Consider the following 21,887-nt stretch of genomic DNA (forward strand, 5'->3'; position numbering starts at 1 on the left):
ACCACTGGCCGGCGGATTGTCTATGCTCTGAGGACTTACTGACAGGCGAGGGATTTATGGACGATCCAGTCGACAACAAGCCGCCAACCTTCTGGCAGATGTTGCACAGTGTCATGGCGGCAGCGTTCGGAGTGCAGAGCAACAAGAACCGGGCGCGGGATTTTACCCACGGCAAGCCCAGTCACTTCGTGATCCTGGGGATTTTGTTCACCACGGTATTTGCCCTGACGCTGTTTGGCATCGTCAAACTGGTGTTGCTGCTGGCAGGGATCTGAAACGGCTCAGTGCATCAGGATTTGCAGGCTGAACGGATAGCGGTAGGACGCTGGTCGCCCCTTCGCCGACAGCTTGTGGAAATCCACCCCGAAATTCCGTGCGCTGCCCAACGCCAGCAGTTGTTTGGCGTGCGCCCGGTTAATCAGTTGCAACAGCGGAAGTTGTCGGTCCCGACCGCCGTACTGGCTGATGTCGACCCCTTGGTCATAGTCATGCAGCTCAACCAGTGCCCAGCCACCCAAGGTGAAATGCCCGCCCAGCAACACGCTCAGGCGGTTGTCGAGCAGCGCTTGCAATGCTGCGGGTGAATTGTTGATGGCGCCGAACAATGCATCCTTGCCCGGAACACCGCCCGACTCGACGTACGCCTGCATGACGCCAAACGCCATTTCGTCGTTGGCCGCCCACACCAGTGAAGTCTGCGGATAACGCGTGAACAACAGTTTGGCTTGCTCGTACGCGCGCTGACGTGTCCAGCCGCCGTACACCAACTGACGCAAACGCACTTGCGGGTGCTCGGCCAGCGCCCGACGCATGCCCTTCTCACGCAACTGCGCCGACGGCGTGACCTTCAAACCGGAAAAAGCCAGCAGGTCAATCATCTGGCCCGGGGCCACCGGGGGATGCAACCGAATCAACTCCTTGAGCATCAGGTAGCCGCCCTCCTCATCGTTGGGCACCAGGCTGCCGATCCAGTCGGGATACTTGTCGGGTCGGGCGCCGAGCAGTTTTACCTGATCCACAGTCAAGGCATTGTTGACCAGAAACAACTTCACCCCGCTGCCCTGTGCCAGGCGCAGCACTTCGGGGGCAACGGATTGTTCGTTGACGAACACAAGGTAGTCGGGACGATTGTGTCCCTGGAGGGCTTCGCGCGCCTGCTTGATGATGTTTTCAGGCACCCGGTCGGAATACTGGATCCGCAGGTCCATGCCCAGATCTCTGGCGGCGGCCTGCATGAACTGCGAGTAACTGACCCAAAAAGCTTCCTTGGTGGTTCCCGGGTTAAGGAACAGCACTGACGCCGCTTGAGCGCACGGTCCCGCGACCATGCCCAGCGCCAGTAATACACCACTTAGAAACTTCAACATGTGTCGTCCGAGCCCCCGGAAATTCGCCGCGCATTATAGCCAGCGAACGTCCGTAAAACGGCGACTTTTCCGGTTTTTGTCAGACAATCGTCGGAACCGGGCCCGGACGGGGTCGCTTACTGATGACTGACCCAGAATACCGCGGTCCCCACGACCAGAATGATCAGGAACAAAATGGCCCATGCATCAACGGTGCTATCGCTTTTCCGTGCTTTGGTTGGGTTGCTCATTGCATCGCCTCTTGTCGGTTTTATCGGTGATTGCATAAAGACTCGAGCAGAGTAAAGACGACGATTGCCCGCATCACAAACAGGGTCTTCGTAACAACGACTCTCATTAGTCGATTTGGTTCTTTACATATGCTCAAACATCACTTTTACGCATAACTGCAAACTGGTATCGTGCCCCGGCTCCGTAGGGAGTGCGCGGCCGTGCGCGCAGAATTGCCGAGGTATTATCGGACGCCAGCAAGCCAAAAAACGCCGCTGTTTCCGACCGGCCCAAGCCTGAGAACAGGACTTATATGTACGTATACGACGAATACGATCAGCGGATCATCGAGGACCGCGTCAAGCAGTTCCGTGATCAGACCCGACGCTATCTGGCAGGCGAGCTGAGCGAAGAAGAATTCCGCCCCCTGCGCCTGCAAAATGGCCTTTATATCCAGCGTTTCGCGCCTATGCTGCGAGTCGCCGTGCCTTACGGCCAATTGACTTCGCGCCAGATGCGAATGATGGCCAGGATTGCCCGCGACTACGACAAGGGCTATGCCCACATCAGTACCCGGCAGAACGTGCAGTTCAACTGGCCGGCCGTGGAAGACATTCCGGACATTCTCGCTGAACTGGCCACCGTGCAGATGCACGCGATCCAGACCAGCGGCAACTGCCTGCGCAACGTCACCACCGACCAGTTTGCCGGTGTCGCCGCCGACGAACTGATCGACCCGCGCCCATGGTGCGAGATCGTCCGCCAATGGACCACGTTCCACCCGGAATTCGCCTACCTGCCGCGCAAATTCAAGATTGCCGTCAACGGTTCGACTTCCGACCGTGCCGCCATCGAAGTCCACGACATCGGCCTTGAGCCGGTGCACAACGCAGCCGGCGAACTGGGCTTCCGCGTGCTTGTCGGCGGTGGCCTGGGTCGTACGCCGGTGGTGGGCGCGTTCATCAATGAATTCCTGCCGTGGCAAGACCTGTTGAGCTACCTCGACGCCATCCTGCGGGTCTACAACCGCTATGGCCGTCGCGACAACAAGTACAAGGCGCGGATCAAGATCCTGGTCAAAGCGCTGACGCCTGAAGTCTTTGCGCAGAAAGTCGATGCGGAAATGGAGCACCTGCGCGGTGGCCAGACCACGCTGACCGAAGCCGAAGTGCAGCGCGTCGCGACTCACTTCGTCGATCCGGACTACAAGGCGCTGGACAACCAGACCGCCGCCCTGGCCGAGCTCGACCAGCAGCACCCGGGCTTCGCCCGCTGGCGCGTGCGCAACACCCTGGCCCACAAGAAGCCGGGCTACGTGGCCGTGACCTTGTCCCTGAAGCCAACCGGCGTTGCACCGGGCGACATCACCGACAAACAGCTCGACGCCGTGGCCGACCTGGCCGACCGCTACAGCTTCGGTCAACTGCGCACCTCCCACGAGCAGAACATCATCCTGGCCGACGTCGAGCAGGACAAGCTGTTCGCCCTGTGGGGCGAGTTGCGCGAGCAAGGTTTCGCCACGCCGAACATCGGCCTGCTGACCGACATCATCTGCTGCCCGGGCGGTGATTTTTGCTCCCTGGCCAACGCCAAGTCGATCCCGATCGCCGAATCGATCCAGCGCCGCTTCGACGACCTGGACTACCTGTTCGACATCGGCGAACTGGACCTGAACATCTCCGGTTGCATGAACGCCTGTGGTCACCACCACGTCGGCCACATCGGCATCCTGGGGGTGGACAAGAAAGGCGAAGAGTTCTATCAGGTTTCCCTCGGCGGCAGCGCCAGCCGTGACGCCAGCCTGGGCAAGATCCTCGGCCCGTCCTTTGCCCAGGAAGCCATGCCTGACGTGATCGAAAAGCTGATCGACGTGTACATCGAACAACGTACCGAAGACGAACGCTTCATCGACACCTATCAGCGTATTGGTATCGACCTCTTCAAGGAGCGTGTCTATGCAGCGAATCATTAAGAACAACGAGGTCGTCGACGAAACCTGGCACCTGCTGCCCAAGGACTTCAACATCGACGAGATCAGCAACTGCGACGATCTCATCGTGCCGTTGCAACTGTGGCGCGAACACAGCCGCATGCTCCTGGCCCGCGACGGCGGCCTGGGCATCTGGCTGGACGCCGATGAAGAAGCCGAGGAAATCGGTGAAGACGTGGCGCAGTTCCAGGTCATCGCCCTGAACTTCCCGGCATTCACCGATGGCCGCAACTACTCCAACGCCCGCCTGCTGCGTGACCGCTACGGTTTCAAGGGCGAATTGCGGGCCATTGGCGACGTGCTGCGTGACCAGTTGTTCTACATGCATCGCTGCGGTTTCGACGCGTTCGCCATTCGCGCCGACAAAGACCCGCACGAAGCCCTTGAAGGCCTCAAGGACTTCTCGGTGACCTACCAGGCCGCTGCCGACGAACCGCTGCCGCTGTTCCGTCGTCGCTGACCGTCACCCCTTGAACCCCGGCCCGGGGTTCAAGGGGTTTTACCCTTCGCGCTAAAACACCGGATTATCCACCAGCGGAATCGGACGCCCCATGGCGACCCAGTCGCGGTACAGCCGGACTCGATCTTCCAGCACCACGAACAGCCTGAACGGATTGTCCGCATCGGCCATCCGCGTTTCGACACAGTGCCGCAACCAGCCCCACAACTCTTCTGACGCATCCGCTTCGTGGAGCAAGCGCCACACACGCGCCTGCAGCGACCAATAACCGACCCGGAAATCCGCCGTCAGGCTCAACCCATCCATGACCCGGAGCAACGCACTGCCCGATGGCTTGGCGGCCAATCGTTGCCAGATCTGTTGCCGCGCCTCGCGCACGCTTTCATCACCCTCCTCCAGCCAGGGCGTCGCACTGCCGTAATCGGCACCCGGCTCACTCAACCACAAATTGATACCGGTGCGCTCACGATGACTCACCAGGCGCAACAACGTGTCTTCATCCGTCAGCGGATTACCCCACAGTTTCACCCGGTCCCGGGACACCGCCTGACTCAGTATCGAGTAGGGAACCCGACCGATCCGGTTGCCTCGCAAGTCGAGCGAGGAGAAGTACGGCTGATCGGCGATGCCTATCGGACAATGGCTGATTCCGGTGTTTCTCAGGTTCAACACACGCAGCTCATTCATCCCCAATACCACGGGCGGTACAGTCAACGGGTTGTCACTCAGATCCAGCATTTGCAAGCTCGCCAGCTCACGAAACTGCGAAGCCGTGCGCTCCTGAAGCTGCAAAAAGGTGGAACTCAGGTTGAGCGTAGTGAGGCGGGTCATTTGCCGAATCGGTGGAGGCAACACACCTTCCAGCACGCCGTCTGCGTTGAGCCGCCGCAGGTCGACACGTTCCAGGTTCAGGGAACGCAGGTTCGGAAAACTTTCGAGAAAGGCGCTCAGGCTCTCGCGCTCGACCAGGTGCAAGCCCCGCATCGATAGCTCGACGACCTCATTGAAGCGCACGTTCATCGTTGGCAACCTATGGTAGTCCTCGAAACCCAGATCCAGCCTGTAACCAGAGAACGTCTCGCCGGACATGACTCTATTGATCTGGGGCGGGCATTTTTGCCAGATGCCCATCAGTTCGTCGCCCAATTCAATTCGCGTTTCACGCTCATAGCCAATCACGGTTTGCAGCAGTTCGACATTGTGTGCCGCCACCTGCTCAGGGCTCATGCCTGCGGCGTCATCATCGTCCACCGCAAGAAAATCCACCTCCATGTCATCGACATCCAGCACGGCCTGGTCGATCCACTGGCGCAGATCGGCATGCAACTGCTGCATCTCGAGAATCAGGCGATCCACCAGCGCTTGAGCGCCGTTACCCGCCATCAGGAGCAGCTCATCCGCCTGGGCATCGGTGAAATCCGGATACAGATTCTTGACCTGCAGTCGCATGATTTCATGGGTCAGCGCAGCGGCCTGTGGCGTATTCGGAAAGCCGCCGCCGCGCAACCCCGTGGCTTCGAAGGGCAACCGCGAATCCATTCGACTCAAGCCGAGTATCAGCTCGGAGCGGGGCAAGGCATGTGTGCCAATACGCAGGCGCAACTGGCTGGCCGCGTCTGGGGAGCGCAGCGACATCGCCGCGCGCTCCTCCCCTGACAATAGATCGACCAGTGCGGTAAACAGATCCGAACCCTCGCCGTCGGTAGCCGCCATCGTGGAGTACCGATAGCGATCACCGGTCTTGATCAAGCGCCGGCAATCCGCCGAATCGAGCGGGCCGCAACGGTCCAGGACCCGGCCACTGATTGACCCGTCGTGCACTTCGATGCGCAAGTCTTTCGGCCAACCGGGCAGGCGTGGCAGGGAATGCAACGCCAGGACATCGGTTTCCGGATGGACGATCGAGCGCAAGTACAGACCTTCATAAGCCCGGTTGAGTCGTACATGTTGTTGATACTCCCGCGACTTGCTGTCCAGGCGCTTGAACAGTAACAGCGCCTCGTCAGCATCGACGGGCCGATTGATGTCAACTCCCGAACGGTCGAGGATCTGCTCCACGGCACTTTTCGGCAAACCTTGGTACTCACGCTGAAACAGGCGAACCCACTCCTGGTCCGAGTGCTGGAGCGCCTGATATCGGGCATTGAACAATCCGGCCCGTGCTTGCGGGTCGGCGACGATTTCGAGTTCCTGATCGAGCTTGAAGCGTGTGATGGTGTCGGCAAGCAACGGCGTCGGCGGACGGCCAGTCTGCATCAGGCGCAGCATATCGTCGTCGACCGTACTGACCCGGGCGATCTGCGCCAATACCTCATCACTGAAGGCAGCAAGGGGTGTGCAAACGCCACGCATCAGCTCCACACGTGTCGACACGGGCGCCGGAGCCGATCCGGGTGTGGGCTCGGCCGGCGTTTCGGGATGCGGCTCGCTCCCGGGTTCCCGGGGTACGTGCAACGTTCCGGCGATTTTTTCTTCGCCCTTGAGCGCCGCCACCGCCCCGACCAGCGGGAGTGCATTGAGCAAGCCGAACACCGTGCGCGTCACGCCCTCGGAGCGCTGCTCCGGTGTTTTACCGTTGACGGCCTGATCGAGGCCATAACCGGCGTCGATCAGGCCGGCCAGTACCAGGACGCCTTCGCCTCCCGGAATGAACAATGCCAATGGCCCCAGCCGGTTGATCCACTGCACGAGCGGTTCCACCACCGCGCTCAGGTTGTCGCGATTGACCTGGGCATCGTCGCGGATGGTTTTGACGCTGGCCATGGAGGCCTGCTTCATGGTCAGCACCAATTGCGCGAACGGGTCGGTGTCAGTCGGCGCACGCTCAAGGTCGATGTAGTCCTGCGGGTCCCAGAAACCGTCGTTGTTGAACAACCCTGCGTTCTTTTTCAGCCAGTGTTCCTTCGGGTAAACCGCCATGCCCTCCAACGCCGTCGACACCCCCGCATGGAAGGTACCGTCTTCACGATCGTCCTCGGCAAAATGCGCGACCAGCGCTTGCCGTGTGGCGGCAGCCCTGCCTTGGTCCACGATCCATTGGCGCAGGTGCCGGAAGTCGGCGAATTCATGCAAGGGTGAGGAGTTGCCGGGAATGTTCAGCAAGACCCGGCCGCTGTGACGGTGGCGATAACACCAGATATCGTCCGACGTATAGCGATAGATCGTCAGCCGCCCGACCTCGATCGGTGCGCTGATGCGGGTGGGCGCCTGCACCTGGCCGATGGTCAACGCATTCCAGGTCTGCTGCGCTGGCAACCCGGCGGCCTGCATGGCCAAGACCAGGCCTTCCTGACTCAAACTGCCCTCCTGATGTTGCAGGCAGGCGCTCATGATAAAGGCGGCCTTGGCTGAGGTTCTCAGGTCGTACGGCGCCGCCTGGACGATACGCTTGTCGGAGGGCCACGCACGATCAAGGTAAGCCTGATAGCGGGTTTGCAGATCCAGATCCCATACCCACTGTTTGAACGCCGCTGGCCTCAGGGCAATTTGCGTTGCCGGCCCATAGACCTGGGGCGTGGTCTGGCGATAGATGCCTTCGTAGGTGTCGTGATTGCCATTGCCGTGGTCGGCGAATTCATCGACATGCTCCACGATGCGAACGGACGGACCGACATCGGGCGGTGTGTACAAGCCAAATGCGCTTTCGGCAAAACGCCCGTCACCGACGGTCTGGTAGTTCGCCAGCAACGCCTGCACCAGGGTTTGCGTGTTTGCCACCTGGCCTTGCTCGATACCGTCCTGCGGTGGGTGCCCGCGATAGCGGTAATCCAGGGTGACCAACAGGGCCTTTTGCGGGTCGATGTCTTGCCCCCATTTTGCCTTGATCAACTGGGCACCGAACTGCTCGGGAGACTGCGGCAAAGCCGCGCCCACCACAGACGTCAGTGTTTCGCGCAGCGGCGCAAGATCGGGATGAAGCGGTGTCTGATGGTCATTCATATGCGTTCCATGGCAATTATTCCGGAACACCAACATAACCAGCCGCCACATTACCGAAAGCAGGAACGGTCGCCTGCTGCCTACAGAGATTTCGCCGGGTCGTGGAGGACATCAGGCAAGTATTCGCAGGCAAAAAAAACCGGGGCAAATGCCCCGGCTGGATGTTTTGCAATATCTCCTGCCCCGTTACCAGAAGCGTTGCTGGGTCAAACGGCTCCACCAACTCAGCAGCACACGATCGACCGAGCCGCTGGCGGCCATGCCAATGCGCTCTTGCAGGCTTTTGCGCTCGGCATAGTGCAGGTGATAAAGCTCGGACTGCCTGGCGCGTTCGGCGAGGTACTCGTCGCTGGTCTTGAGTTCGTCGACCAGGTGTTTTTCCAGCGCCGCCACGCCAAGCCAGATTTCTCCGGTGGCCACTTCATCGATCGCCAGTTGCGGGCGATAGCGCGACACGAAGTTCTTGAACAACTGATGGGTGATGTCCAGGTCTTGCTGGAACTTCTCCCGGCCCTTCTCGGTGTTTTCGCCAAACACGGTCAGTGTGCGCTTGTACTCACCGGCAGTCAGCACTTCGAAGTCGATGTCGTGCTTTTTCAGCAAGCGGTTGATGTTGGGTAACTGCGCCACCACGCCAATCGAGCCGAGGATCGCGAAGGGTGCGCTGATGATCTTCTGGCCGATGCACGCCATCATGTAGCCACCGCTGGCCGCGACCTTGTCGATGCATACGGTCAAGGGCACGCCGGCCTCACGGATACGCGCCAGTTGCGAGGAGGCCAGGCCGTAGCTGTGAACCATGCCACCGCCGCTTTCCAGGCGCAGCACCACTTCGTCCTTCGGTGTGGCCAGGGTCAGCAAGGCAGTGATTTCGTGGCGCAGGCTTTCGGTGGCCGAAGCCTTGATATCGCCATTGAAATCGAGCACGAACACCCGGGGCTTGGCCTCGGGTTTTTTCTTCTGTTTCTTGTCGGTTTTAGCCTGGGTCTTGCGCAAGGCCTTGAGCTGATCCTTGTCGAGCAACGTCTGCTCCAGACGTTCGCGCAGCCCTTTGTAGAAATCATTGAGTTTGCTGACCTGCAACTGGCCCGACGACTTGCGCCGCCCCTTGCTGCGCAAGGCCGCAAAACTGGCCAGGACCACCAGAATGGCGATCACCAGGGTCACGGTCTTGGCCAGAAAAATGGCGTACTCGGAAAAAAACTCCACAGGGACTCCTCAAACGATGCGCGACTTGAACGCGCGCGGGATACCTCCAGCATACCCATGCGCCGACCTTGCTACCAGCCGTGAAAGCTCTGGTAACAGGCCTGTAACGGGCATTTCAAACAAGCGTATGTTTTTTCATTGACAGCACACCGCCATCCTCATAACCTCGCCAAACCTTCAACGTACCGGGAAGACGCGGACGTGGGCAGTATCTATTTGATTCGACATGGCCAGGCCTCCTTCGGTGCAGACGACTACGACGTGCTGTCGCCGACCGGTATTCGTCAGGCTGAAATTCTGGGTCGGCACCTGGCCGAACTCGGGATCAGCTTCGACCGCTGCCTGGCGGGGGATCTGCGCCGCCAGCAGCACACGGCCAACAGCGCGCTGGAACAATTCGCCGCGGCAGGCCTGCCGGTGCCGGTGCTGGAAACCGACTCCGCCTTCAACGAGTTCGACGCCGATGCAGTGATCCGCGCGCTGTTGCCAGCCATGCTGCCGGACGAACCCGAGGCCCTGGACATCCTGCGCAACGCCGCGCAAAACCGTGGTGAGTTCCAGCGTATCTTCGCCCTGATCATCGAGCGCTGGCTGGCCGGCACCTACGACACACCGGGCCTGGAGAGCTGGCTGGGGTTTGTCGAGCGGGTACGGGCCGGTCTGCACCGCATTCTCGACCAGGCCGACAACACCCAGAAAATCGCCGTGTTCACGTCCGGCGGCACCATCACCGCCCTGCTCCACCTGATTACGCAAATGCCTGCCCGGCAGGCCTTTGAGTTGAACTGGCAAATCGTCAACACCTCGCTCAACCAGCTTAAGTTTCGTGGTCGCGAGGTGTCCCTGGCTTCCTTCAACAGCCATGCGCACCTGCAACTGTTGAAGGCCCCGGAACTCATCACGTTTCGCTGAGTCCGGATTACTGTGACCCTGGCTGTAATCACCCAGCTCTTATTACCCAAGAAAGGATCGAACCATGACCTCCGTAGCTGATGCCGTACAAGCAATGAAAGCCAAGTTCAACCCAGCCGCTGCTGCCGGTCTGGACCTGGTCTTCGGTTTCCGCATCGACGACACCAAGAACTTCTCGCTGATCGTCAAGGACAGCACCTGCGAGCTGCAGGAAGGCGAGAACCCGGACGCCCAGGTGACCCTGGTGATGGACGGCGAAACCCTGCAAGGTATCGTCGACGGTTCGACTGACGGCATGCAAGCGTTCATGGGCGGCAAACTGCGCGCTGAAGGCGACATGATGCTGGCGATGAAACTGTCCGAGCTGTTCCCGTCGTAAGCACCTGGTTCCCGAACTTCGGGAGCGTGCCTGCTGCAAACGAATCCCGCCCTTAGTGGCGGGATTCGTCGTTTTTGCTGGTCCTGTGGCGAGGGGGCTCGCCCCCGTTCGACTGCGAAGCAGTCGCACAACCAGAGATTTCGACTTGTCGGAAGGACGTCAAGGGCCGCTTCGCGCCCAACGGGGGCAAGCCCCCTCGCCACAGGTCAGGTGGTGCTCTTACAATGCGGGTACTTACACCACCGGCCACCCCATGGACATCGACCTCGCCCGCACCTTCCTCGAAATCGTTCGCCATGGCAGCCTGGCCGCGGCTGCCGAGAAGCTCCATGTCACCCAGACCGCGATCACCGCACGGGTGCAAAAACTCGAGAGCCAACTGGGCAGCACCCTGTTCGTGCGCAATCGTGCCGGCGCCCGTCTGACGCCCAATGGCGAAGCGTTCGTGGTGTATGCCAATCAGCTGGTGCAAACCTGGGAAGCCGCGCGGCGTGATTTGCCGTTGCCCGAAGGTTATCGCGATGTGCTGCACATCGGTGGCGAGGTGAGTCTGTGCAACCCGTTGATGCTCGGCTGGGCCGGCGAAATTCGCAAGAACATCCCCAGCCATGCCCTGCGCATGGAAATCCGCGACGGGGAAAACCTGCTGCGCCAACTGGAGTTGGGCGTTCTGGATGCCGCGCTGGTGTATCAGCCCGAATATTGGCCGCGTCTGCAGGTCGAACAGATTCTCGAAGAAAAACTGATTCTCGTGCGCCTTGCCGACAAGCCCGATCCTTATGTGTACATCGATTGGGGCGCTGATTTCCGACGCCAGCACGACGCCGCGCTGCCGGAGAAGGCCAAGGCTGCGCTGAGTTTCAATCTGGGCCCGCTGGGCTTGCAGTATCTTCTCGAAAACGGCGGCAGTGGCTACTTCCGCACCCGCGTCGTGCAGAGCTATCTGCAAAGCGGCGCCCTGGAACGGGTGCCCAAGGCACCGGAATTCAACTACCCGACCTATCTGGTCTACTCACGCGATCGTGACTCGCCGACGCTGCAACACGCCTTCGACCTGCTGCGCAAAGTCATCGACTCCGACGAAGACTGGTCGCAGCGATGGGATCCGCTGACCTGAGACCGGTTTGCACCGGATCATGGCCGTTGTGTCCTTAAGGTTCGGTCCGTCAAATCACCGGGATCGGCTAATCTGAAAGAGATAACAAAAACGACAGGTGATTGCAGTGAGGCAGACCACCGAAGGATTCCGCGGCCGTTACCGCGCCGACATTCATCCACTCTACAACCCCTGGCTGCATGGCGCGTTTGTCCTCGTGTTCGGGGCACTGGCAATCAGCGTGTTCTGGAGCAACGTACAACAGGTGCGGCCAGCGGAATGGCTGGCGGTGCCCGTCACGCTGCTGCTGTTCAACCTCGGTGTGTACATGGTGCATCGCCACCTGGGGCATCATAAAAAGAGCTTCGCCCGGCTGTTTTACGCCCGTCACGCAGGCGACCACCACAGCTTCTTCACCCCCGGCCACATGACCTACGACAGCGCCCGCGACTGGCGGGTGATTCTGTTTCCGGCGTGGCTGATCGTGCTGCACACCCTCGCCGTCGCCCTGCCCCTCTGGTGGCTGCTCAAGCACATCAATACCAACGTCGCCGGATTGGTCGGCGGCCTTCTTGTCCTCGGCTACCTGACTTATGAAGTGTTTCATGCCTGCGAGCATCTGCCGTCGCGAAACCCGCTCACACGGCTGCCGTGGATCCGCCAGATGCGCCGGCTGCACGAACTGCACCACCGCCGTGAACTGATGCAGGCGCGTAATTTCAACATCGTTTTCCCGCTGATGGACTACCTGTTCGGCACCCTCTATTGGGAGCCGGAACCTGAGCCGCTCAACCCGACGAGAACCCCCATGACCCGTATGCAGCATCAGGTTGTCATTGCCGGAAACCCGATCCAGGTACTTGCCTACGCCAGCACCGTGACCCTTTGGCCGCAATGGCATCCGTCGTCGCTGCGCATCGACGGGCCAAAAGGCCCGCTGCATGCCGGCGCACGTTTCGAGGAAGACATCCGTGCCGGCGGGCGCGACGGGCACTTGCGCTGGGAGGTGGCGGAGTACCTGCCCGGGCGGCGCTGGAGCGCCGAGGCCCGGGGTGACCACGGCCTGTCGCTGGTGGTGACCTATGAATGCGATGCCACAGGCGAAGACACACGTTTCGTCCGCACCCTGGAATATCAATTCAGCGGCCTGGCAATGCGCATTGCCAACCGCTTGTTGCTCAAGCGGCGCATCGACCGGGAATCGGCGGCGTCGATGCTGGCATTGCGCGACATGGCCCAGAAGTATCTGGCCGCGACAGGAGTCGGCGTGTGAGCAGAACCTTCAAATGTCTGTTGCTGGTCATCGTCGTCATCGGCGCCTTCCTGCTGCTGATGCCGACCAAGGTGCGGCCGGTGGCCTGGACACCACAAGCCGCGCCGTCCCTCACCAGCGGAATCTACGCCGACAATCAGCGGCTCAAGGAGGTGGAACGCGTTGGCGCCGCCAATATCGACGGCCCGGAAGCCTTGTTGCTGGAAAACGACACGCTCATCACCGGCCTGCACGACGGGCGCCTGATCCGTACGAGCCTGGACGGCAAGACCACCAAAATCCTGACCGATACCGGTGGCCGGCCACTGGGCCTGGCCCGGCATCCCAATGGCCTGCTGGTGATCGCCGATGCCGTCAAAGGCTTGTTGTCCCTCGACGCCCAGGGACGCCTGGTGGCCTTGACCACAGAGGCCGACGGCGTTCCCTTCGGTTTTACCGACGACGTGGCCATCGACAAACCCGGTCACTACGCTTATTTCAGCGATGCTTCGAGCCGCTTCGGCTATGGCCAAGACGGTGAGGCCGTGATCGAACACGGCGGCGACGGTCGACTGCTGCGCTACGATTTCCAGACCGGCAAAACCTCGGTTGTGCTGGATAAGCTGGAGTTTGCCAACGGCGTGACCCTGGGACCGGACGATGCCTATGTACTGGTCAATGAAACCGGCGCCTACCGCATCACTCGTTATTGGCTCAGCGGTCCGAAGGCCGGCACCCACGACCTGTTTATCGACAACCTGCCAGGGCTGCCGGACAACCTGTCGTTCAATGGCCACGACCGGTTCTGGGTGGCGCTGTATGCCCCCCGAAACCCCTTGCTCGACGCCACGGCGGCGCATCCGTTCGTGCGCAAGATGATCGTGCGGGCCATGACCGTGTTGCCCAAGCCCGTGGAAAAACACGGATTTGCCCTGGGCCTGGACCTTGATGGCAAAGTGATCGCCAACCTGCAGGACGGCAGCAGCGACAATTACTCCCCCATCACCACCGTGCGCGAGTATGGGGACTGGTTGTATTTCGGTTCGCTGAAAGCCCGGAACATGGTGCGATTGCCGCTAAGCAAGGCATTGCAATGAACAGTCCCCCTTCCTGAATTCACCGAAGCCCCCCTGTAGGAGCGAGCTTGCTCGCGATGGACTCAAAAGCACTGCGTTTAGTCAGTAAACACGCGGCATCGTTAACGACCATCGCGAGCAAGCTCGCTCCTACAGAGGGCGGTGTTCACTCTGGATCGATGTCGACACCCTCATCATCCGGCCACTCATCGATGCCCGGCTCTTCCTCGGGATTGACCGTGGTGTGTTCGGGGCTCAGGGGTTCGGGATGTGTGGGGATAGGGTCGTAGCCACCCTGTTGTTCACTGGGGTATTTGGGCTGGGTCATGAGGCACCTCGTTGAGAGCCATAACAGCGGTCTCTGAACATTCGAGGTGCCGGTTGTGATGCCGTTCCAACTTTCCCGCCACCGGTCGTCGGTGGCAGCACGCTGGGTCAGGACGACGAGCCAAGTTGCTTGACGATCTTGTCCTTGACCAGCAGACGTGCCTCCTTGAGCTTCCTTACGGTGTCATCGTTGGACTTGGCCTCCTCTGCTTTCACCACTTCGGCATCCGCCTGGGAATACTTGTTAAGCAGTGAATCCAGTAACGGATCCTTGGTGCGTTTCTGCTGGACTTCTTCCTTTGAGCGTTTCAGATCCTGATAAAGGTCATGGGGCACCGGCATGGAACACCTCCGTTTGTTGATCGGCAGCGAAACGCGATCAATTGCGTTCACCAACTATCAGAATGGCCTCGGTTAGCCCGTTCTGTCGACCACCTGTCAGACCAGCGGTGTCCGTTCGTCGTCCGGTCGCCAATGGGATAAAACCTTGCCTGCGCCGGCGCCTCCACCGGTTGACGATCACTCGGTCACCTTTGAAAACCTGCGTGGAGAATCACCTGTTTTTGTCAGCCGTTAAGCACCGTGCGCACCATCTGCGTCAGTGCTTCGGGGTTGTAGGGTTTGCTCAGCAGGTGGGTGTCGGGGCTGAGCTGGTGATTGCGCGAGATGATGTCGCGGGTATGCCCCGAGGTGAACAACACAGCCACCGGTGGCTCCTGCACTTTCGCCCAGGCCGCCAGGTCCGAACTCTTGATCAGGCCGGGCATGACCACATCGGTGAAAATCAGGTCCACCGCCAGCCCTTCCAGCAACATTTTCATGGCGATGTCACCGTTGGTGGCCGTGAGGACCTGATAGCCCTCCTCGCGCAACAACTCCACCGCCGATACCCTCACGGCCTCATTGTCCTCAACCACCAGGATGCGTTCGTGCCCACCCCGTTGCGGCACATCAGGGCCCGGCGTTTCGCTGGGTGCCGCGCGTAAGGTGCGGGGGAAGTACAGCTGCACCCGGGTCCCTCGCCCCACGTCGCTGGCGATTTCGATATGACCGCCACTCTGCTTGACGAAGCCAAACACCATACTCAAGCCCAAGCCGGTGCCCTGCCCGTCGGCCTTGGTGGTGAAGAACGGCTCGAACGCCTGGGCCAGCACCTGCGGCGGCATGCCGACGCCGGTATCCGTCACGGACACCCGTACATAGTCCCCGGGGGCAATGCCCTTTGCGGCGCAAAATTTTCGATCCAGGACGATGTTTTCCGCGCACAGGTCAATCCTGCCCTCGCCTTGAAGGGCGTCACGGGCATTGATCGCCAGATTGAGAATGGCGTTTTCCAGTTGGTTGCGATCGACAAACACATTCCAGGAATCTTCGGGTGCCGTCATGTGAACCTGAAGGGTTTCACCCAGGGCACGCAGCAACAGCTCCGCCAGGCCATCGAAAATCTGCCGCAATGTGAAGACCGCGGGTGACAACGGTTGGCGGCGGGCGAATGCCAGCAATTGCGAAGACAGCTTGGCACCGCGCTCGACGGCGGCAATCGACGCCGAGACCCGGCGCTGCACATTGGCGTTACCCGGTTCATGGCGCGCGAGCAGGTGCAGGTTGCCGGCGATCACTTGCAACAGGTTGTTGAAGTCATGGGCCACACCACCGGTGAGACCGCCGATGGCTTCGAGCTTCTGTGACTGGCGCAGTTGTTCTTCCGCCGCCAGCCGCGCCTCGACCTCATCGGCCACCCGCTGTTCCAGGTTGCGGGTGAACTTGAGCAGGGACTCTTCGGCGGTCTTGCGTTCGTGGATGTCGATCAGCACGCCGGGGAAACGAAACGCCTCGCCCTGCTCATTGAACTCGCAACAACCACTGGCGAGTACCCAGAGGTAGCTGCCATCCGGGCGCCGGATCCGGTATTCGACGTTGTAGGGCTCGCCCGTCTCCACCGACAGTGTGACTCGTTCCTGAACCCAACTGCGGTCATCCGGATGGATCCGGCTTTCAGCGATTTCCTGAGACAGGTTTTGCAGGTCTTGCCCGGGTGGATAAGAGAACGCGCGAGCGAAGCGCTCGTCACCCGACAGCACGTTGGCCTTGATGTCCCAGACAAAGGAACCGAGCAAGGCGCCGGCGTTGAGCGCCAGGCGTACCCGTTCGTTGTCGGCGCGGTAGGCGTCTTCAGCCGCCTGTCGCCGGTGTTCGGAGATCACCCGATCGGTGGTTTCCACCACCATGGCCATGACCCCGGCCGGGCGCCCGTCATCGTCGGCCACCGGGCTGTAGTAGAGGTCCATCCAGACATCTTCCGGAACCCCGTCACGCAGCAGCACCAGTTCTTTGTTGCGATAGGACAAGGTGCCGCCCGCCAGGCAGGTGTCGACCACGTGGCGATTGAATTCGGCAACTTCCGGCCAACCCAGTTCCACGGCAGAGCCGAGCAGATACGGATGACGCCCACCGGCAAACTTGGAATAAGCGTCGTTATAGATCATGTACCCGGACTGGCCCCAGAGCATCACCATCGGCAATGGGGACGCGAGCATCAACTGCACCGCGCTGCTCAGGCTCCTGGACCATGAATCGAGCGGGCCAAGTTCGGTCCGGCTCCAGTCGAACGCACGAATGCGCCCGGCCATTTCGCCGTTCCACCCGGAGCACCCGTGGCTTTCCTCTAGAAACTGCATCGGCTGGCTCTATCCCGGTAAATTGCACCCGTTTGTTTCGAGCATCCTGCACGCTATTCGTTTCATAGAGGTATAGCTGATTCTCGCGGGCCACTGGAGATCCCTTGTGGGAGCGGGCTTGCTCGCGAAGGCGGTGTGTCATTCAACATATTCGTCTGCTGATACACCGCTTTCGCGAGCAAGCCCGCTCCCACAATTTGGTCCTCGGTAACCGAGAGTCCGTGCACTACACCTCGATCAAGTGCTTTAGCGGGTTGTAACTGCTTTTCAGCGTGGCCGCGACATCCAGAATGGCCTTCTCGATGCCATTCAAATGCATGCAGGTCAGCTCGATGGCCGCGCTCTGGTTGCCTGCTTCAATGTATTCGATCAGCCGCAGGTGTTCATCGTCGCGACAGGCTTCGTGGCTGTCGTCATCCAGAGCGGCGGCATACAGCGACGCCCGGGAAATCAGCTTCTGGAACCAGTCCAGCAGTACCGGGTTGTTCAGGCTGCGGGCCAGTTTGATGTGGAACTCGCCAAGCAGGTGAATCAGCCGTTCATGATCACCGCTCTGATGCGCTTCGTCTTCCAGCAGCAAGTGATCGCGCAGGTCCTGGGTCACCGCCGTATCACGCCGACGGCACAGTTCGCTGACGATGCCGATCTCGACCAGGCGACGGGTTTCGAACAGCGAACGGATCTCTTCGTCACTGGGCAGCGACACCGACGCACCTTTGTTGGGCTCGGTGGTGACCAGCCCGTCGGCTTCCAATTGCTTGAGCGCGGCCCGGACAGACGTACGGCTGACATTGAACAGCTCGGCCAAAGAGGCTTCGCCGAGCTTCATGCCCGGACGCAACGAACGCTTGCTGATCGCCTCGTAAACCCCTTGGTAGACGCGGTCGACCGTGGTTTCCAGTTTCTTTTCCGTCATTCATCAACTCCTTGCGCCCTGTGCAAACGACCCTGGCGAATGAACAGCCATTGAAAAAGGGGCTTGCATGGACAGATTAATCCGGGTATTTCTAAATTGCATCCAGATTTTGCATACAATAATTAGAGGAATGCACCATAATGGGTCATCCAACAGCAATCGAAGTGCGAAACGTCTCAAAGCGATATTCCGACGATCCGGGGCTGGCACCAGCCCTCGATAACGTCTCGGTAGACATTGCCGACAACGAATTCTTCACCCTGCTCGGCCCCTCCGGCTGCGGCAAAACCACCCTGCTGCGCACCATCGCCGGCTTCGAGCATGTCAGCGACGGTGAGATCCGCCTCGCGGGCGAGCCGGTCAACGATTTGCCGCCGTTCAAGCGTCGGGTCAACACGGTGTTCCAGAGTTACGCGCTGTTTCCGCACATGAGTGTTGCGCAGAATATCGCCTTCGGCCTCGAGATGCAGGGCCTTGATCGCAAACTGATTCCGCAGCGGGTCGATGAGATGCTCGCGCTGGTGCAAATGCAGCACCTGGCCAAGCGTAAACCGGCCGAGCTGTCCGGCGGCCAACAGCAACGGGTGGCTCTGGCCCGGGCCCTGGCGCCAAAACCCAAAGTGCTGTTGCTGGACGAACCGCTGTCGGCCCTGGACCTCAAGCTGCGCAAGGAAATGCAGGTCGAACTCAAGCGCGTACAGAAAGAAGCCGGGATCACCTTCATTTTCGTCACCCACGATCAGGAAGAAGCGCTGACCCTGTCCGATCGCATCGCCGTGATGTCCGCCGGCAAGATCCTGCAAATCGGCTCGCCCAATGAAATCTACGAACGGCCGCAACACCAGTTCGTCGCGCAATTCATCGGCGACATCAACTTCCTTCCCGGCCATATCAAACGTGGCCAACAGAACGAAAAGCTCTTCGTGCCCAACGGCATGCCCGTGGAAATCCCCTGCCCGGCCCATGGCTTTGACGGCAGCAAGGTGCAACTGGCTTTCCGCCCCGAGCGTTCGCAACTGGTCGAGCCGACGCAGCCGCATCACCTGCGCGGTGTGATCGAGGCCGTGCTGTATGTCGGCACGGCCACGCTCTATCAATGCCGCCTGAACAACGACATCAAGGTCATGCTGCGCGAGAACAACGAAGGCCTGAACCACGGTCGGGTGGTGGGTGATCGCGTCGCGGTCAACCTGCCGCCCCACGCCTGCCTGTTGATGGAGGCCTGAGATGAGCGTCAGCAGCACTTCCCCAGCCCTCAACCGCGCGCTGTTGCTCAGCCCGGTGGTCCTGACCCTGCTGGCCCTGATCGCCATTCCGCTGGGCATCATGGGCTACATCAGCCTGCTGCCGCGCAACGTCTATGGCGGCGTCGACTGGCAGGCCGACTGGCAATTGCAAAGCTACGTGCAACTGTTTTTCCAGGAAGGTTTCGACGGCGAACTGGAACTGAACTGGGTCTACGCCCAGGCATTGCTGCGTTCGGTGTTCCAGGCGGGTGGCACCACGGTCCTGTGTTTCCTGTTCGGCTTCCCCGTGGCGTTGTGGATGTCGAGCCTGACACCCCGTCGACGCAACCTGATGGTGTTGCTGATCACCATCCCGTTCTGGACCAACCTGCTGATCCGCAACTACGCCTGGCTGATCATCCTGCGCGAGCACGGCTGGGTCGCCCAGAGCCTCAACGCGCTGTTCCCCCAGGCCGGTGGCATCACCCTGCTCTACAACGACTTCGCGGTCAGCGTCGGCCTGGTCTACAGCTTCCTGCCGTTCATGATCCTGCCAATCTACTCGACCCTGGAAAAACTCGACTGGCGTCTGGTGGAAGCCGCCTATGACCTGGGTGCCAATCGCTGGCACGCGTTGCGGCGGATCATCCTGCCACTGTCGATGCCGGGGGTGATCGCAGGTGCCTTGCTGGTGTTCGTGCCAAGCCTGGGAGCCTTCATTACCCCGGCGATCCTTGGCGGCGGCAAGACGCTGATGATCGGCAACCTGATCCAGCAGCAGTTCGGTACCGCGCGCAACTGGCCGCTGGGCAGTTCGCTGTCGTTCCTGTTGCTGGGGATCATGTTGCTGTCCCTGGTGCTCTACGCCCTCTATAGCCGCAAAGCCGCCAAGACCCAACGCCCGGGAGCACAAGCATGATCGCCCTGCACCTGAAGAAACTGCCCCTGACCCGTGAAGTCAGCCTGTTGATGCTGGCCTACCTGTACCTGCCGATCTTTGTATTGATCGCCTACAGCTTCAACGCCAACCGCTCGGCGACGGTGTGGACCGAGTTCTCGTTCGACTGGTACGGGCGAATCCTGGCCAACCCGTCGATCCAGACCGCGGCGCTCAACTCGATCATCGTCGCCAGCATCGCTACGGTCTGCGCCACGGCGATTGCCCTGCTCGCGGCACTGGCGACCTACCGGCCGTTCTACGGACAGAAAATGGTCGAGGGCGGGATCAACCTGCCACTGATCCTGCCGGAGATCGTCACCGCCGTGGCCACCCTGCTGCTGTTCATGGCACTGGGGATCAAGCTCGGTCTGCTGACGGTGATCGTCGCGCACATCGGCTTCTGCATTCCCTTCGCCTACCTGCCGATCCGCGCGCGGCTCAACGACCTGGACAAGAGCCTGCTGGAAGCGGCGAACGACCTGTACGCCAACCCCTGGCAGGTGTTTCGCCGGGTGACCTTGCCGCTGCTGTGGCCGGCGGTGCTGTCCGGTTCGGTGCTGGCGTTCGTGGTCAGCCTCGACGATTTCATCATGACCTTCTTCGTCGCAGGTCCCGGTTCGACCACCCTGCCGGTGTACATCTTCTCGGCGATCAAGGCCGGCGTAACACCGGAGATCAACGCGATCTCGACCCTGATGCTGGTGATTTCCATCGTGCTGGTAGTGCTGGCCTTCTGGCTGGGACAGCGCGGCAAACAACAATAAGCCTGGAGACTTCTATATGAGCAAGAAAGTGAAAAGCATGCGTTTCGCCGTTGCCGGTCTGGCCTTGAGTTGCTTCACCGCGTTCACGGCGTTCAGCGCCCAGGCCGCCGAGCCCAAGGAACTGTTCTTCTACAACTGGACCGACTACTACCCGGTGGAACTGCTGGCCAAGTTCGAAAAGGAGACCGGGATCAAGGTCACCATGGACGGCTACGACAGCAACGAAACCCTGCTGGCCAAGTTGCAGGCCGGCGGCGCGGCGTACGACGTGATCGTGCCGTCGCAATCGATCATGCGCACCCTGATCAACCAGGACCTGCTGCTGGAAATCGACGCCTCGGCCCTGCCCAACTTCCAGTACGTCAAGCCGGCGTTCCGCGACCCGAGCTTCGACCCCGGCCGCAAGTTCTCGGCACCGTACCTGTGGGGCACCACCGGGTTCTCCTATGACAGCGCCCGGGTGCCCGGCGGCAAGCTCGACGACTCGTGGAAAGAGTTCTTCGAGCCGCGCAAGGAACTGCAAGGTCAGCTCGCCGCCCTCGACACCTCCAGCAGCGTGATCAACGCCGCCAGTCACTACCTGAATGTCGACGAGTGCAGCGAAAACCCGCAGGACGCCAAGCGCATCCTCGAACTGCTGCAAAAACAGAAACCCTTCCTGAAGATGTACAGCTCGGACAACACCGTCGACCGCATGGCCAGCGGTGAAGTGATCATGATGCAGAACTGGAACGGTTCCACCGCGCGGGCCACCTTGCAGAAGAGCACGATCAAATACGTGTATCCGAAGGAAGGCCTGGCGATGTTCCAGGACAACTTCGCCGTACCGAAAAGCGCGCCACACCCCGGCAACGCGAAGATCTTCATCGACTGGATGATGAAACCGGAGAACGCCGCCGCCGTGTCCAACGCCATCGCCTACGCCAACGGCATCCAGAGCGACAAGCTGATCGACGCCAAATGGCGGGTGATGGACGCCATCAACATGCCCGACGAATTCGCCGCGCGCCTGCGCCCGGAAAAGGAATGCAGCAACAAGGCGCGGGAGCTGCAGGACCGCATTTGGGCCAAGCTCAAGGGCTGATCGTCTGACTTGAAACCGCGTCGCGGCCTTCGCGAGCAAGCCCGCTCCCACAAGGGATCTCC

Annotated in this window: 19 protein-coding genes; 12 read left to right on the forward strand and 7 right to left on the reverse strand. The window is 60.5% G+C overall.

The window, feature by feature from the left end; translation table 11 throughout:
- Nucleotides 1-56: 56 nt before the first annotated feature.
- Nucleotides 57-275, forward strand: a complete 219-nt coding sequence (locus KGA98_RS07865) for a DUF2970 domain-containing protein (RefSeq protein WP_057714552.1) — start codon at nucleotides 57-59, stop codon at nucleotides 273-275.
- Nucleotides 276-281: 6 nt separating this feature from the next.
- Here the strand turns inward: KGA98_RS07865 and KGA98_RS07870 are convergent, their stop codons facing one another.
- Nucleotides 282-1,367 carry an ABC transporter substrate-binding protein gene (locus KGA98_RS07870; protein WP_223501986.1) on the reverse strand — a complete coding sequence of 362 codons (1,086 nt, stop codon included), beginning with the start codon at nucleotides 1,365-1,367 and terminating at the stop codon, nucleotides 282-284.
- Between the two features lie 523 nt (nucleotides 1,368-1,890).
- Here KGA98_RS07870 and KGA98_RS07875 point away from each other — a divergent pair.
- The gene (locus KGA98_RS07875) at nucleotides 1,891-3,549 is read left to right on the forward strand and encodes a nitrite/sulfite reductase (protein WP_057714379.1); all 1,659 of its coding nucleotides are present in this window, start codon (nucleotides 1,891-1,893) and stop codon (nucleotides 3,547-3,549) included.
- Nucleotides 3,533-4,027 (forward strand): DUF934 domain-containing protein, encoded by a 495-nt coding sequence (locus tag KGA98_RS07880; RefSeq protein ID WP_057714377.1) that lies wholly within the window; start codon nucleotides 3,533-3,535, stop codon nucleotides 4,025-4,027. The genes KGA98_RS07875 and KGA98_RS07880 overlap by 17 nt, the downstream gene beginning before the upstream one ends.
- A 51-nt stretch (nucleotides 4,028-4,078) precedes the next feature.
- Here the strand turns inward: KGA98_RS07880 and KGA98_RS07885 are convergent, their stop codons facing one another.
- Together KGA98_RS07885 and sohB are read right to left on the reverse strand one after the other, a co-directional pair.
- On the reverse strand, nucleotides 4,079-7,966 hold the full coding sequence (locus KGA98_RS07885; protein WP_223501987.1) for a dermonecrotic toxin domain-containing protein: 3,888 nt from the start codon (nucleotides 7,964-7,966) through the stop codon (nucleotides 4,079-4,081).
- Nucleotides 7,967-8,152: 186 nt separating this feature from the next.
- The gene (gene sohB, locus KGA98_RS07890) at nucleotides 8,153-9,175 is read right to left on the reverse strand and encodes a protease SohB (protein ID WP_090455662.1); all 1,023 of its coding nucleotides are present in this window, start codon (nucleotides 9,173-9,175) and stop codon (nucleotides 8,153-8,155) included.
- 201 nt (nucleotides 9,176-9,376) lie between these two features.
- Here sohB and KGA98_RS07895 point away from each other — a divergent pair, with 201 nt between their 5' ends.
- The 5 genes from KGA98_RS07895 (at nucleotide 9,377) to KGA98_RS07915 (ending at nucleotide 13,911) form a co-directional block, all read left to right on the forward strand.
- Entirely contained in the window at nucleotides 9,377-10,087 is a 711-nt protein-coding gene (locus KGA98_RS07895; protein ID WP_057714371.1) for a histidine phosphatase family protein, read from the forward strand.
- 64 nt (nucleotides 10,088-10,151) lie between these two features.
- On the forward strand, nucleotides 10,152-10,466 hold the full coding sequence (locus KGA98_RS07900; protein WP_007946492.1) for an SCP2 sterol-binding domain-containing protein: 315 nt from the start codon (nucleotides 10,152-10,154) through the stop codon (nucleotides 10,464-10,466).
- A 253-nt stretch (nucleotides 10,467-10,719) separates the two neighbouring features.
- Nucleotides 10,720-11,583 (forward strand): LysR family transcriptional regulator, encoded by an 864-nt coding sequence (locus KGA98_RS07905; RefSeq protein WP_223501988.1) that lies wholly within the window; start codon nucleotides 10,720-10,722, stop codon nucleotides 11,581-11,583.
- Between the two features lie 106 nt (nucleotides 11,584-11,689).
- Nucleotides 11,690-12,835, forward strand: a complete 1,146-nt coding sequence (locus KGA98_RS07910; protein WP_223501989.1) for a sterol desaturase/SRPBCC family protein — start codon at nucleotides 11,690-11,692, stop codon at nucleotides 12,833-12,835.
- Nucleotides 12,832-13,911, forward strand: coding sequence for an SMP-30/gluconolactonase/LRE family protein (locus tag KGA98_RS07915; RefSeq protein WP_223501990.1), 1,080 nt, complete (start codon nucleotides 12,832-12,834; stop codon nucleotides 13,909-13,911). The genes KGA98_RS07910 and KGA98_RS07915 overlap by 4 nt, the downstream gene beginning before the upstream one ends.
- 145 nt (nucleotides 13,912-14,056) lie before the next feature.
- Here KGA98_RS07915 and KGA98_RS07920 read toward each other — a convergent pair whose 3' ends face one another.
- The 4 genes from KGA98_RS07920 to KGA98_RS07935 all read right to left on the reverse strand — a co-directional run bounded on the left by KGA98_RS07920 (nucleotide 14,057) and on the right by KGA98_RS07935 (nucleotide 17,811).
- Nucleotides 14,057-14,218, reverse strand: coding sequence for a hypothetical protein (locus KGA98_RS07920; protein ID WP_173677945.1), 162 nt, complete (start codon nucleotides 14,216-14,218; stop codon nucleotides 14,057-14,059).
- Nucleotides 14,219-14,325: 107 nt separating this feature from the next.
- Nucleotides 14,326-14,559 (reverse strand): DUF465 domain-containing protein, encoded by a 234-nt coding sequence (locus tag KGA98_RS07925; protein WP_057714363.1) that lies wholly within the window; start codon nucleotides 14,557-14,559, stop codon nucleotides 14,326-14,328.
- 224 nt (nucleotides 14,560-14,783) lie between these two features.
- Nucleotides 14,784-16,895 (reverse strand): PAS domain-containing sensor histidine kinase, encoded by a 2,112-nt coding sequence (locus KGA98_RS07930; protein ID WP_223501991.1) that lies wholly within the window; start codon nucleotides 16,893-16,895, stop codon nucleotides 14,784-14,786.
- 226 nt (nucleotides 16,896-17,121) lie between these two features.
- Nucleotides 17,122-17,811, reverse strand: coding sequence for a GntR family transcriptional regulator (locus tag KGA98_RS07935; RefSeq protein ID WP_007973313.1), 690 nt, complete (start codon nucleotides 17,809-17,811; stop codon nucleotides 17,122-17,124).
- Between the two features lie 140 nt (nucleotides 17,812-17,951).
- On the opposite strand from KGA98_RS07935, the gene KGA98_RS07940 reads away from it, so the two are divergent.
- The 4 genes from KGA98_RS07940 to KGA98_RS07955 are packed head-to-tail and all read left to right on the forward strand — an operon-like array spanning nucleotide 17,952 to nucleotide 21,825.
- Nucleotides 17,952-19,037, forward strand: coding sequence for an ABC transporter ATP-binding protein (locus KGA98_RS07940; RefSeq protein WP_102671334.1), 1,086 nt, complete (start codon nucleotides 17,952-17,954; stop codon nucleotides 19,035-19,037).
- Between the two features lies 1 nt (nucleotide 19,038).
- A complete protein-coding gene (locus KGA98_RS07945) occupies nucleotides 19,039-19,956 on the forward strand; it encodes an ABC transporter permease (RefSeq protein WP_090455669.1) in 918 nt (305 codons plus the stop codon).
- On the forward strand, nucleotides 19,953-20,741 hold the full coding sequence (locus KGA98_RS07950; RefSeq protein ID WP_057714357.1) for an ABC transporter permease: 789 nt from the start codon (nucleotides 19,953-19,955) through the stop codon (nucleotides 20,739-20,741). The genes KGA98_RS07945 and KGA98_RS07950 overlap by 4 nt, the downstream gene beginning before the upstream one ends.
- 16 nt (nucleotides 20,742-20,757) lie before the next feature.
- Entirely contained in the window at nucleotides 20,758-21,825 is a 1,068-nt protein-coding gene (locus KGA98_RS07955) for an extracellular solute-binding protein (RefSeq protein WP_057714355.1), read from the forward strand.
- Nucleotides 21,826-21,887: the final 62 nt, after the last annotated feature.

The organism is Pseudomonas sp. BF-R-24, assembly GCF_019947335.1.
Taxonomy (GTDB): Bacteria; Pseudomonadota; Gammaproteobacteria; order Pseudomonadales; family Pseudomonadaceae; genus Aquipseudomonas; species Aquipseudomonas jessenii.